Source organism: Micromonospora sp. WMMB482 (genome assembly GCF_019038635.1).
GTDB lineage: Bacteria > Actinomycetota > Actinomycetes > Mycobacteriales > Micromonosporaceae > Micromonospora > Micromonospora marina.
This window is the reverse complement of record NZ_JAHOPD010000020.1, coordinates 6114860-6127597: the sequence shown is the minus strand read 5'-3', so window position 1 is coordinate 6127597 and position 12738 is coordinate 6114860. Positions and strand designations below refer to the sequence as shown.

Here is a 12738-nt window from a genome sequence, read left to right as displayed (position 1 = left end):
ACGCACCCGCGCCGGTGTCGTGCCGCACGAGGAGGCTCGATGATCGAGGCCACCGGCCTACGCAAGTCCTTCCGGGTCGGGCGCGGGCGCGGCGCCACCACAGTCGACGCGGTACGCGGTGTCGACTTCGCGGTACGGCGCGGCGAGATCGTCGGGTTCCTCGGCCCGAACGGCGCGGGCAAGTCCACCACACTGCGGATGCTCGCCACGCTGATCCGGCCCAGCGGGGGAGCGGCCACCATCGCCGGTGTCGACCTGCTGCGCGCGCCCGCGCAGGTCCGGCGGCGGATCGGTTTCGTGGCGCAGGCCAGCGGCACCTACGACGACTCCACCGCCCGGCGGGACCTGGTGCTCCAGGCCCGGATGCACGGGCTGTCCAAGTCGGTGGCGCAGGAGCTGGCCGCCGGGGCGATCCGTGCGTTCCAGCTCGACGACTTCGCCGACCGGAAGATCAAGACGTATTCGGGCGGGCAGCGCCGCCGCCTCGACGTGGCGCTCGGCGTCATCCACTCGCCGCAGGTCATGTTCCTGGACGAACCCACCGCCGGGCTCGACCCGCCCAGCCGGGTCCGGATGTGGCAGGAGGTGCGGCGGCTGCGCGAGGAGGGCATGACCATCTTCCTCACCACGCACTACCTCGACGAGGCGGACAGCCTCTGCGACCGGGTCTCGATCATCGACGCCGGGCGGATCGTGGCCGAGGGCACCCCGTCGGTGCTCAAACGCGAGATCTCCGGTGACGTGGTCGCCGTCGACTTCGCCGCCGGCATCGCGGGCGCCACCGGCGGCGACCTGCCGGCCGCGACGAAGCTGCTCGCCGAGGCGCCGTACGTGCACGCGGCCGAGCCGGTCGACGGCACGTTGCGGCTCTACGTGGACAGCGCCGCCACCGCCATCCCGCAGATCATGCGCGCGCTCTACGACAGGGGCATCGAGCCCGGCGCGATCGAGGCCCGCCGGCCCAGCCTCGACGACGTGTTCCTGGCCAAGACCGGCCGGTCGCTCGCCGAGTGACCGGACGCCGAGAGGAGTACGGCGTGAAACTCGTCCGCGACACCTGGCTGATCTTCCAGCAGGAGGCCGGCCTGATGGTGCGCAACCCGGTGATGGTGGCGTTCAGCCTGGCCCAGCCGATCACCTACCTGATCCTGTTCGCGCCGTTCCTCAAGGTGGTGATGGTCGACCGGGGCGCCTCCTCGTACGCCGACGCGTACCGCATCTACGTACCGGGTCTGTTCGTCGCGATGGGCCTGTTCGGTGGACTGTTCGCCGGTTACGGCCTGCTCAGCGCGCTGCGCGCGGGCATCATCGACAGGTGCCGGGTGACGCCGGTCAGCCGGACCGGCCTGCTGCTGGGCCGGGCGCTGATGCACGTGTGCCTCAACGTGGTCCAGGCGGTCGTGGTCACCCTGGTGGCACTGCCGTTCGGCCTGCGGGTGCACCTGGCGAACCTGCTCGTGTCGTACGCGCTGCTGTCGGTGATGGTGCTGCTCAGCACCTCGATCTCCTACGACATCGCCTTGCTGGTGCGCAACGAGAACAGCCTCGGCGTGCTGGTGAACACCGTCGGGCAGCCGGTGTCGCTGCTCGCCGGCGTGCTCATCCCACTCGTGCTGGCGCCCATGTGGATCCAGCGGGTGGCGGTGTGGAACCCGTTCGCCTGGGCCACCGACGGCATGCGGGCGCTGTTCGCCGGCCAGATCACCCAGAACGTGGTGTGGCAGGGCGCGCTCATCATGTCCGGGCTGGCCGCCGCCAGTCTGTTCTGGTCGTCGCACCTGTTCAACCGCGACGTCTCCTGACCGTCCGTGCATCGACCATTGTCTCAGCGTGGCGGGCCCTCTAGCCTGATCGTGTCCCCGCTCGGCGGCCGGTACGGGGCGCGGCCGTGACGCGTGTCAGCTGAGGAGGCCACTCGTTGGGTGCCGACAACTTCCGGGCGACGCTGGCGGCCGACATGGAGCTGGGCGCGGGCAACGTGCTGCTCCGGCTGGCCGAGCACGGCGCCGACATGGAGATGCCCCGCGTGACCTTCGACGCCGACGTCGACGGCATCCCCGCCTGGACGCCGCTGTCGCTGGCGACGCTCACCGACCGGGTCGCGGCCCGGGCCGCCTGGTTCCGGGCGCGCGGCGTGCGCCGGGCCGACCCGGTCGCGGTGTACGTGACCTCCGCGCCCGACGTGTTCCTCAACTTCCTGGCGCTGACCTGGCTCGGCGCGATCCCGGCGCTGATGAACGGCAACATGCCGATCCCGCTGGCGGCCGAGTTCGTCAGACGGCTGCGCGGGGCCGGGGTGCTGCTCGACGCCGACCACGCCGCCCTGGCCGAGCACGACCTCGGCGTGGAGATCCTCGGCGACGCGGCGCAGACCGGCACCGGCGACCCGGCGCAGGCGCCGCCGCACCACCGGCACCACCCCGAGGACCCGGTGGTCATCACCCACTCCTCCGGCACCACCCGGGTACCGGCGGCGATCGTCCACTCGCACCACGGGCTGTTCGCCGCGATCCGCGCGGTCCGGCTCACCGAGTCCCGGCCGTACGGCGAGGTGCGGGAGATGTCCGCGCTGCCGGCCGCGCACGCCGCCGGCATCATCACGCTCAACCAGGCGCTCTGCAACGGCTACCAGCTGCTCTGCCTGTCCGCGCAGGGCGGCCCGTTCGAGCGCAGCGCGGAGACGATCCTTTCCGCGATCGAGCGGTGGCGTCCCACCGGCGTCTTCGGGTTCGCGGTGACCTGGTCCGAGCTGGCCCGGGTCGACCTCACCACCCGCGACCTCAGCTCGGTGCGCAACTGGTTCAACACCGGTGACTGCGCGCACGAGGCGCACGTACGCCGGCTGGTCGCGGTCGGCAGCCACCCCGCGTACACCCGCGACGGCATGGTCGACGTCCCCGGCTCCAAGTTCGTCGACATGCTCGGCTCCACCGAGATGGGCCACGGCGCGTTCCGGATCACCCACCGGCTCGGCAGCGACCGCTACGACCGCTGCGTCGGCAAGCCTTACCCGTTCGCCGAGATCGCGCTGCTCGACGTGGACACCGGCGAGGAGGTTCCGCCGGGGCAGGTGGGGCACGTCGGCCTGAGGTCGCCGACGCTGGCGCTCGGCTACTGGAACGACTCGGTCACCACGTACCGGACGCGGCTGGGCGGCTACTACCTGACCGGTGACCTGATGTACCGGGACGCGGCCGGCGACTACCACCACGTCGACCGGGCCAGCGACGCGGTCCACCTGGGCGGCGGCACGTGGCTCTACACCGCGCTGTCCGAGGAGCGCATCCTCAGGCACTGCCCGGACGTCCGTGACTGCACCGTCCTCGCGGCCGCGGGGGAGGACGGCGCGACCGTCACCGACGTGCTGCTCCTGCTCGCCGCCGACGCCGATCCGGCGCACGACCGTACCGGGCGGGTCCGGGCCGCGCTGGGGCCGGCGGTGTCCGCGACGCTGCGCCGGGTGGTGACGGTCCCCGACGACGACGTGGTCATGGGGCCCACCGGGAAGGTCCGCAAGTTCCTCATGCGACAGCGGCTGCTGACCGACGCCGGAGCGCCCGGCGCGGGCTGACCGGAGGAAGATCGACGGCTGGCGTCGCCGTGCCAGAATCTGGCCGTGTCCTACCTCCCCTCGCAGCCCTACCCGCCGATGCCCGGCGGCGTCAGCCCGCTGATCGCCTACCCGCACCCGATCACCCCGCCGCCCGGCTGCGGCGTGCTCGTGGTCTCGGTGAACCGCGGGCCGTACCTGATCCCCGTGCCGGTGACCAGCCGCTTCAAGATCGACCGTCAGGTGGTCGCCATTCCCGGCGAGGGGACGTGGCACGTCGCGGTGCCGGCCGGCGCGCACGACGTCCGGTACACCGACTTCCTGGGCGTCCCGCTCGTCACCACGGCGCTGGCGGTGCAGCCGGGCGCCGCACACCACCTCGCGTTCCGCTTCGGCGGGTGGCGCAACCGGGTGCACGACGGCTACGGCACCGACGTCACCCGGTTCGGCCTGTGGTCCAACTACAGCGTCATGCTGATCGTGCTGGCGGTCCTCGGCGTGGCCTGCTGCGGGGTGCTCGGGCTGGTCGTAGGTACGACTCCCTGACCCGGTCCGGACGGCGGACCTGGTCGCTGGCGCAGCGCCCAGGTCTGCTTCGCGTTGCACCCGGCGGCGATTGATGATCCGGAACGAACCCGAAAAGTTTCGGAGGCAAGCTCCGTCGGGCGGGCGGGGAGTGGTCGCCAGTGGGCCGTCCGCGCTGATCGGATGCCCTTTCCGGCAGCCATAACGCCCGTTCAGGGCGCGGCGAACGGTTACCACAACATTTCCGGAACTTGTTGACAGGATGAACCGGGTCTCCAATACTGTGGCCATCGGCGTACCTCGATTGACGTCGATGTCCGACCACCACCGTGGCGCGGCTGTCGCCCCGGTCCCGCCGTCCGCGGGCGGGCGAGCGCACGCGGCTCGCGCCACCCGGCTGGCCGCCCGCCAGCCGTCACAGGGAGGAAACCCGTCCATGAAAGACGCTCCCGTCCGCACGGGCATCCGCAGGCGCGGACGCCTCAGGATGGCCCTCGGCGGCGCCTGCGCCGTCGCGCTGATCGCCGCCGGGGCGACGGCTGTGACGTCGAGTCCGGCGTACGCGCAGACCGTCACGTCGAACTCGACCGGCACGCACAACGGCTACTTCTATTCCTTCTGGAAGGACAGTGGCAACGTCTCCATGACCATGGGCAACGGCGGTCAGTACAGCACCCAGTGGAGCAACATCAACAACTTCGTCGCCGGCAAGGGCTGGAACCCGGGCTCGCGCCGCACGGTCAGCTACTCCGGCAGCTTCAACCCGTCCGGCAACGCGTACCTGACGCTCTACGGCTGGACGCGCAACCCGCTGGTCGAGTACTACATCGTGGACAGCTGGGGCAGTTGGCGCCCGCCGGGCAGCGGCTACATGGGCTCGGTGTCCTCCGACGGCGGCACGTACGACATCTACCGCACCCAGCGGGTCAACGCCCCCTCGATCGAGGGCACCCGGACGTTCTACCAGTACTGGAGCGTCCGCCAGCAGAAGCGCGTCGGTGGCACCATCACCTCCGGCAACCACTTCGACGCCTGGTCGCGCCACGGCATGAACCTCGGCACGCACGACTACCAGATCATGGCCACCGAGGGCTTCCAGAGCAGCGGCAACTCCAACATCACGGTCGGCGGCACCAGCGGTGGCAACCCGACCACCCCGCCGCCGAACAACGGCGGCTGCACGGTCAGCGTCAACCGGGCCGAGGAGTGGGGCGACCGGTTCAACGTGACCTTCTCGGTCAGCGGCACCAGCAACTGGGTGGTCAGCATCCAGACCCAGGGCGGGCAGAGCCTGCAGAACAGCTGGAACGCCTCGATCAGCGGAACCAGCGGCACGCTCACCGCGCGCCCGAACGGCAACGGCAACAACTTCGGCATCACGCTCTACAAGAACGGCAACAGCAACACACCGACGGCGAGCTGTTCCGCCGCCTGAGCCCTTTTCCGGGGAGGGGGTGCCGCGCCTGGCGCGGCACCCCCGTTTCGTGCGTCCGGCCCCGATGATGTGACGGCCGACACGCCGACGCAAAAACTTGATTCATTCCAGAAGAGCGGACTAAGGTCGTCGCATGACGGCCGACTTCGAGACGCAGCTCCGGGCGGTCTCGTTGCGGGTGACCCGGCCCCGCCTGGCGGTGCTGGCCGCGTTGCGCGATCACCCGCACGTCGACACCGACACGGTGATCGCCCTGGTCCGCGCCGAGCAGCCCACCGTGTCCCACCAGGCGGTCTACGATGTGCTCCGGGCACTCACCGACGCCGGGCTGATCCGGCGCATCCAGCCGGCCGGCGCCACGGCCCGCTACGAGTCGCGGGTGGGAGACAACCACCACCACGTCGTGTGCCGTTCCTGCGGCGCCATCGCCGACGTCGAGTGCGCCGTCGGCCGCGCCCCCTGTCTCACCGCCTCGGACGACCACGGCTTCGTGGTGGACGAGGCGGAGGTCGTCTACTGGGGCACCTGCCCCGGCTGCGCGGCCGACCCCACCGCCCAGTGACCCGCCAGTTCGGAAGGAAGCAGATGAGCGACACCCAGGACAACCGGCCCGTCAGCCCGCAGGGCGTGGACGCCAAGGAGGCGGCCGGCTGCCCGGTCGCGCACGACTCCGTGACCGCGCACGGCAGCGAGAGCGAGAACCCGGCGATCGACTCGCCGACCCCGAAGACCGGCGGTCGTCCGCGCAGCAACCGCGACTGGTGGCCCAACCAGCTCGACCTGTCGGTGCTGCACGCCCACTCCTCCAAGGGCAACCCGCTGGGCCCGGAGTTCAGCTACGCCAAGGAGTTCGCCAAGCTCGACGTCGAGGCGCTGAAGCGGGACATCACCGAGGTGCTCACCACCTCGCAGGACTGGTGGCCGGCCGACTTCGGCCACTACGGCGGCCTGATGATCCGAATGAGCTGGCACGCCGCGGGCACCTACCGCATCGAGGACGGCCGCGGCGGCGCCGGCGACGGCGGGCAGCGGTTCGCGCCGCTGAACAGCTGGCCGGACAACGCCAACCTGGACAAGGCCCGCCGGCTGCTCTGGCCGGTCAAGCAGAAGTACGGCCAGAAGATCTCCTGGGCCGACCTGCTGGTGCTCGCCGGCAACGTGTCGCTGGAGTCGATGGGCTTCAAGACCTTCGGGTTCGGCTTCGGCCGCGAGGACGTCTGGGAGCCGGAGGAGATCTTCTGGGGCCCCGAGGACACCTGGCTCGGCGACGAGCGCTACGCCTCCGAGAAGGACATGGTGGCCGGCGTCGGCGCGACCGAGATGGGCCTGATCTACGTCAACCCGGAGGGCCCGCGCGGCAACGCCGACCCGCTCGCGGCGGCGCACTTCATCCGTGAGACGTTCCGCCGGATGGCGATGAACGACGAGGAGACCGTCGCGCTGATCGCCGGTGGTCACACCTTCGGCAAGACCCACGGCGCCGGCCCCGCCGACCAGCACGTCGGCCCCGAGCCGGAGGCCGCGCCGCTGGAGTCGCAGGGCCTGGGCTGGCTGAGCACGTACGGCGAGGGCAAGGGCGGCGACACGATCACCAGCGGTCTCGAGGTGACCTGGACCGACCGCCCGACGCAGTGGAGCAACCGGTTCTTCGAGATCCTCTTCGGCTACGAGTGGGAGCTGACCACCAGCCCCGGTGGTGCCAAGCAGTGGGTCGCCAAGGACGCGGAGGCGATCATCCCGGACGCCCACGACCCGTCGAAGAAGCACAAGCCGACGATGCTCACGACCGACCTGTCGCTGCGCGTCGACCCGGCGTACGAGAAGATCTCCCGCCGCTTCCTGGAGAACCCGGACGAGTTCGCGCTGGCGTTCGCCAAGGCCTGGTACAAGCTGCTGCACCGTGACATGGGCCCGGTCAGCCGCTTCCTCGGCCCGTGGGTGCCGGAGGCCCAGCTCTGGCAGGACCCGGTGCCGGCCGTCGCGCACGACCTGGTGAACGACGCCGACGTCGCCGCGCTCAAGGCGAAGGTGCTGGAGTCCGGCCTCACCACCGCCCAGCTGGTCTCCACCGCCTGGGCCTCGGCCGCGAGCTACCGCTTCACCGACAAGCGCGGTGGCGCCAACGGCGCGCGGATCCGGCTGGAGCCGCAGCGCAACTGGGAGGTCAACCAGCCGGAGCAGCTCGCCACCGTGCTGTCCACCCTGGAGGGCATCCAGCAGGAGTTCAACGCCGCCGGAGGCGCCCAGATCTCGCTCGCCGACCTGATCGTGCTGGCCGGCTCGGCCGCGGTCGAGCAGGCGGCGCGGGACGCCGGCGTCGAGGTGACGGTGCCGTTCCACCCGGGTCGTACCGACGCCACCCAGGAGCAGACCGACGTCGAGTCCTTCCGGGTTATGGAGCCGCGCGCCGACGGGTTCCGCAACTACCTGCGGCCGGGCGAGAAGACCCAGCCGGAGGTGCTGCTCGTCGACCGCGCGTACATGCTGAACCTGACCGCGCCGGAGATGACCGTCCTGGTCGGCGGCCTGCGCGCGCTCGGCAACAACGTCGGCGGCGCCGCGCACGGCGTGCTCACCGACCGGCCCGGCGTGCTCACCAACGACTTCTTCGTCAACCTGCTCTCCCCGGGCACCCGGTGGAAGGCGGCGGAGTCCGAGGAGCACGTGTACGAGATCCGGGACCTGGCGACCGACCAGGTGAGGTGGACCGCCACCGCGGTCGACCTCATCTTCGGCTCCAACTCGCAGCTGCGGGCACTGGCCGAGGTCTACGCCAGTGACGACGCGCGGGAGAAGTTCGTCCGCGACTTCGTCGCCGCCTGGACGAAGGTCATGGAGCTGGACCGCTTCGACCTGGCCTGATCCGCCACATCTGAGCGAGCCCCGGTCCGTCGCGCCGCGACGGACCGGGGCTCGTCCGTGTCCGGCGGGCGCACCCAGCCGCAAGCGGTGGAAGATCTGCTCGGAACTTGCGGTCGTCCCGCGCATCGGTTCGTCCTGTCCCGAGTGGCGGGAATCCCGCTGAGTGCTGCTGGCGAATCCACGATGGATCGTCGCTGGTGGGTGCGAATCCGCACCCCTTGGTATTGCCTGCTGGTTTCGAAAACTTTGCCGCAAGCTATTGCAAAGACTTTCATGGATGGCGCATCGTGTTCGCTACCCGGGACGGCCGCCCCACCCCCGCTCACCCTTTCGAACCCACGGAAGAGGTCCCCCGACCATGCCATCCGCCAGGCCACACCCCCGTGGCCGCACCGGTCGCCTGCTGCTCGCCGCCGCGCTCGTCGCGGCCGGCGGCACGGTCGTCGCCGCTGCCACCACCGCCCCCGCCCCCGCCCGCGCCGCCGTCACGCTCAACGACAGCGAGGTGACCGCCAACCTCTGGGAATGGAACTGGACCTCGGTCGCCGCCGCCTGCACCGACCACCTCGGACCGGCCGGCTACGGCGCGGTGCAGGTGGCACCGCCGCAGGAATCGGTGAAACTGCCCGCCAGCGCGGACGGCGCGTACCCCTGGTACGAGGTGTACCAGCCGGTGTCGTACAAGCTGGACAGCCGGTTCGGCAACCGCCAGCAGTTCGCCGCCATGGTCACCGCGTGCCACGACGCCGGTGTCCGCGTCTACGTCGACGCGGTGGTCAACCACATGGCCGGCACCAACAACCCGGCGGGCACGCGCGGCTACGCCGGCACCGAGTTCTCCGGCTACAGCTACCCGGCCGTACCGTACGGCGCCGGTGACTTCCACCGCCCCGGCGACAACTGCCCGACCGGCGGCGCGATCAGCGACTGGAACAACGAGGCCCAGGTGACCAGCTGCGAGCTGCTGTCGCTGTCCGACCTCTACACCGAGAAGGAAGCGGTCCGGAACAAGATCGCGGCGTACCTCAACGACCTGATCGGGCTCGGCGTCGACGGCTTCCGGGTCGACGCGGTCAAGCACATCCGCAAGGACGACTTCGCGGCCGTCCTCGGCAAGCTGAACGACACCGTCGCCGAGGGCCGGCGGCCGTACGTCGCGCAGGAGATCTTCGACGGGGCGAGCAACCCCGCGTTGCAGGCCCGGGCCTACATCGGCAACGGCGACGTGCTCGACTTCGCGTACGCCAAGGGCATCCGTTCGGCGTTCCAGGGCTCCGTCTCGGCGCTGGCGAACGTGCCGAACTGGAACCTCGACGCGCCGAGCGCCAACGTCTTCGCCATGGTCACCAACCACGACCTGGAGCGCGACGGTGTGGTGCTGTCGTACAAGAACGGCACCGACTACGTCCTGGCGAACTACTTCGCGCTGGCCTACCCGCACGGCAAGCCGTCGGTCTACGACAGCTTCACCTGGTCTGACCGCAACCAGTCCCCGCCGCACGACGGCACCGGGCGGGTCACCGACACGGTCTGCGGCGCCGCTTGGAACTGCCTGACCCGCACCACGGGCGTCAAGGGCATGGTCGGCTGGGCCAACGCCGCCCGCCCGGTGAAGACCGTCTCAAACTTCACCACTGTGAACAGCAACGTGATCGGCTTCCACCGGGGCGACCGGGCGTGGATCGGCATCAACGACTCCGGGTCCGCCAGCACCGCCACCTTCGCCACCGGGCTCGCCGACGGCCGGTACTGCGACGTCATCTCCGGCGTCGCCACCGCCAGCGGCTGCACCGGCGGCACGGTCACCGTGTCCGGCGGCCGGGCCACGGTGACCGTCCCGGCCAACGACGCGGTCGCGATCCACGTGAATGCCCGGCCGGCCGCCGGCCCGTCCCCGACGGTCTCGCCGAGCGCCTCGCCGACTGCGTCGCCCACGGTCAGCCCCAGTGACCGGATCGCCACCACGTTCACCGTCACCGCGAACCTGGCCGCCGGGCAGGACGTCCGCGTCGTCGGCAACATCCCCGCGCTGGGGTCCTGGACGCCCGCGAGCGGCGTCGAGCTCGCCGCGCAGGGCGGCGGCGTCTACCGCGCCACCGTGGACCTGCCGCGGTCGACGGCCGTGGAGTACAAGTTCGTCAAGCTGACCACCGGCGGCGCGGTCACCTGGGAGCCCGGTGCGAACCGGACGCTCACCACGCCGGCCGGCGGCACGTACGCGGTGACCGAGACGTTCCGCGGCGACACCGTCACCACGGCGGTCGCCACCACGTTCTCCGTCACCGCGACCACCGTCTACGGGCAGAACGTGTTCGTCGTCGGCGACATCCCGGCGCTCGGCGGCTGGAACCCGGCCGCCGCCGTCGCCCTCTCGTCCGCCGCCTACCCGGTCTGGCGGGCCACTGTCGACCTGCCTGCGAACACCGCTGTCGAGTACAAGTACGTCAAGAAGAACCCGGACGGCTCGGTGACCTGGGAATCAGGCGCCAACCGGACGCTCACCACGCCGGCCGGCGGCACCCGCGCCGTCACCGACACCTGGCGCTGACGATCGTGCGGCCCGTCCCCTCACCCCGGGGACGGGTCGCATCCGGTCACGCCGGACCTGGGCCCGGCCGGGTTCGGGCGCGGCGGCAGATCCGTCCCGGCGAGGTCCACCGGCGGCCGCCGCCAGTGCGGCGGCCAGGCACACCACGGCGGCCACCACCAGCGGCGGCCGCCCGCCGAGGGCGACCGCCGCCGAACCGAGCGGGATGGCCAGCGTGATCGGGCCGAACATCGCCGTGTTCGCCGTCCCGGCGACCCGCCCGAGCATCGCCTGCGGCGTGTACGCCTGCACGGCGGTGACCGCGGCGACGAGCGTCCACGGCAGACCTGCACCGACCGTCACCGAGGCGGCCACAGTGCCCGGCCACCACGGCAGGCAGCGCCCCAGACAGCCGGCCGCGAACAGGACGGCGCCCGCGACACCGACCGCCACCTCACCGTGGCGGCGGACCAGCCGGCCGACGGCCAGCCCGGCGAGCAGTGACCCGCCGCCCTGCGCGCTGGCCAGCACACCGAGGAACGTCGACGGCAGCGCCAGGTCCGTCACCACCACGTCGTACAGCGCCGCCGTGGTGAAGCCGGACATCGCGATGGACACCGCCGCGAGCGCCACCGGTACGCGTACCGCCCGCCGGGCCAGCAGGGCGGCGAGCCCGTCCCGCACCCCCGCCGGGCGTGTCGCCGGGGGAGCGGGGACGGCCCGCGTCAGGCGTAACGCGCCGTACAGGGCGGCCGCGAGCACCGGTACGGCGGCGGCCAGCACCGCGACGACGTGCCCGCCCCGCCACGTGTACAGACCCGCCCCGGCCAGCGGCGCCACCAGCTTCATGCCCTCCTGCGCGCTCGACCGCCAGCCGTTGACGTCGGCCAGCCGGGCCGGGGGGAGCGCGGCGGGCAGCAGCGCGGTCTCGCCGGCGTCGACGAGCACGTAGCCGATGCCGTAGGCGAGCGAGACGGCGTAGATCAGCCACGCCTCGCCGGGCCCGCGCACCGCCAGCAGGCTCAGCAGCGCGGCGGCGAGCGCGAGGTCGACACCGATCACCAGGGGGCGCCGGGGCACCCGGTCGAGCAGGCCACCGAGCCACGGCCCGGCCAGCGTCGGGGCGTATACGCAGAGTCCGGCCAGCGCGGCGAGCCCGGTGGAGCCGGTCAGGTCGAGGATCCAGATGCCGGAGACCAGTGCCATGGCGCTGCCGCCGAGCCCGGACAGCAGCGAGACGGCCACGAACAGGACGGCGTTGCGACGCATGGATCCCCCGAGAGATTGAGTCTGGTGGACTCATATCCTCCGGAGTTGAGCCGTCACGAGGCAATGCCTCGGGCATACGTCAATGTGCTGTTGACAGCGCGGCGACGATCCGCCGGGCCGCGTCGCGTGCCGGAGCGGGCAGCCGGCGCCCGGCTGCGGCCAGGTCGTCGGCGAGGTGTGTGGCCAGCGTGTGCAGCGGCCCGGCCGGGGCGTCGAGCGCGAGCAGGCAGGTGCGGCGCGTCAACGCCGCGCGGGGGAATCGGCGGTCCCACGCGCGGTCCGTCCCGATCCAGCGGTGCAGGTCGGCGACGGCTGCCCGGAGCGCCGGCACGTCGGGGGAGCCGGCCGGGTCGAGCCGGGTCAGGCGGTCCCGCCGTGCCGCCAGGAGTCGTTGCCGGCGCTGCTCGGCTGCCTGCCGGCTGCCCAGGCCCAGCGCCCGCGCGATCTCGGCCCAGGTGGCGCCGTCGTGGCGGGCCCGGTCGATGAGGTCAAGTTCGCACTCGTCCAGCCGGACCCGGGCCGCGGTGATCTCGGACAGGCGGGCCAGGGTCACCCGTCAACGCTACATTG

At 71.7% G+C, this 12738-nt stretch carries 10 protein-coding genes; 8 read left to right on the top strand and 2 right to left on the bottom strand.

Going from position 1 to position 12738, the window contains the following annotated elements; all coding sequences use genetic code 11:
• Positions 1–39 precede the first annotated feature (39 nt).
• The 8 genes from KSK32_RS29825 to KSK32_RS29790 all read left to right on the top strand — a co-directional run bounded on the left by KSK32_RS29825 (position 40) and on the right by KSK32_RS29790 (position 10920).
• Positions 40–1014 carry an ATP-binding cassette domain-containing protein gene (locus KSK32_RS29825; protein WP_216934784.1) on the top strand — a complete coding sequence of 325 codons (975 nt, stop codon included), beginning with the start codon at positions 40–42 and terminating at the stop codon, positions 1012–1014.
• A gap of 23 nt (positions 1015–1037) precedes the next feature.
• Complete coding sequence (locus KSK32_RS29820; RefSeq protein ID WP_128137122.1) at positions 1038–1802, top strand: ABC transporter permease; 765 nt, start codon at positions 1038–1040, stop codon at positions 1800–1802.
• A gap of 116 nt (positions 1803–1918) precedes the next feature.
• Complete coding sequence (locus tag KSK32_RS29815) at positions 1919–3571, top strand: class I adenylate-forming enzyme family protein (protein WP_374226732.1); 1653 nt, start codon at positions 1919–1921, stop codon at positions 3569–3571.
• Positions 3572–3616: 45 nt separating this feature from the next.
• Entirely contained in the window at positions 3617–4096 is a 480-nt protein-coding gene (locus KSK32_RS29810; protein WP_216934782.1) for a hypothetical protein, read from the top strand.
• Between the two features lie 415 nt (positions 4097–4511).
• The gene (locus KSK32_RS29805) at positions 4512–5510 is read left to right on the top strand and encodes a glycoside hydrolase family 11 protein (protein WP_216934780.1); all 999 of its coding nucleotides are present in this window, start codon (positions 4512–4514) and stop codon (positions 5508–5510) included.
• A 133-nt stretch (positions 5511–5643) separates the two neighbouring features.
• Positions 5644–6072 carry a Fur family transcriptional regulator gene (locus KSK32_RS29800; protein ID WP_018783960.1) on the top strand — a complete coding sequence of 143 codons (429 nt, stop codon included), beginning with the start codon at positions 5644–5646 and terminating at the stop codon, positions 6070–6072.
• A gap of 23 nt (positions 6073–6095) precedes the next feature.
• Positions 6096–8372, top strand: a complete 2277-nt coding sequence (katG, locus tag KSK32_RS29795; RefSeq protein WP_216934778.1) for a catalase/peroxidase HPI — start codon at positions 6096–6098, stop codon at positions 8370–8372.
• A gap of 358 nt (positions 8373–8730) precedes the next feature.
• Complete coding sequence (locus KSK32_RS29790) at positions 8731–10920, top strand: carbohydrate-binding module family 20 domain-containing protein (protein ID WP_216934776.1); 2190 nt, start codon at positions 8731–8733, stop codon at positions 10918–10920.
• On the opposite strand, the gene KSK32_RS29785 is transcribed toward KSK32_RS29790, so the two are convergent.
• Together KSK32_RS29785 and KSK32_RS29780 are read right to left on the bottom strand one after the other, a co-directional pair.
• Positions 10852–12168, bottom strand: a complete 1317-nt coding sequence (locus KSK32_RS29785) for an MFS transporter (RefSeq protein ID WP_254187241.1) — start codon at positions 12166–12168, stop codon at positions 10852–10854. The two genes, KSK32_RS29790 and KSK32_RS29785, sit on opposite strands and share 69 nt — an antisense overlap.
• A 79-nt stretch (positions 12169–12247) precedes the next feature.
• Complete coding sequence (locus KSK32_RS29780) at positions 12248–12721, bottom strand: hypothetical protein (RefSeq protein ID WP_216934774.1); 474 nt, start codon at positions 12719–12721, stop codon at positions 12248–12250.
• Positions 12722–12738: the final 17 nt, after the last annotated feature.

What these genes read in the sequence shown, in the direction of transcription:
- KSK32_RS29800 (WP_018783960.1), top strand. Translation starts at nt 5,644, where the DNA reads ATGACGGCCGACTTCGAGACGCAGCTCCGGGCGGTCTCGTTGCGGGTG.
- KSK32_RS29785 (WP_254187241.1), bottom strand. Translation starts at nt 12,168, where the DNA reads ATGCGTCGCAACGCCGTCCTGTTCGTGGCCGTCTCGCTGCTGTCCGGG.
- katG (WP_216934778.1), top strand. Translation starts at nt 6,096, where the DNA reads ATGAGCGACACCCAGGACAACCGGCCCGTCAGCCCGCAGGGCGTGGAC.
- KSK32_RS29790 (WP_216934776.1), top strand. Translation starts at nt 8,731, where the DNA reads ATGCCATCCGCCAGGCCACACCCCCGTGGCCGCACCGGTCGCCTGCTG.
- KSK32_RS29805 (WP_216934780.1), top strand. Translation starts at nt 4,512, where the DNA reads ATGAAAGACGCTCCCGTCCGCACGGGCATCCGCAGGCGCGGACGCCTC.
- KSK32_RS29825 (WP_216934784.1), top strand. Translation starts at nt 40, where the DNA reads ATGATCGAGGCCACCGGCCTACGCAAGTCCTTCCGGGTCGGGCGCGGG.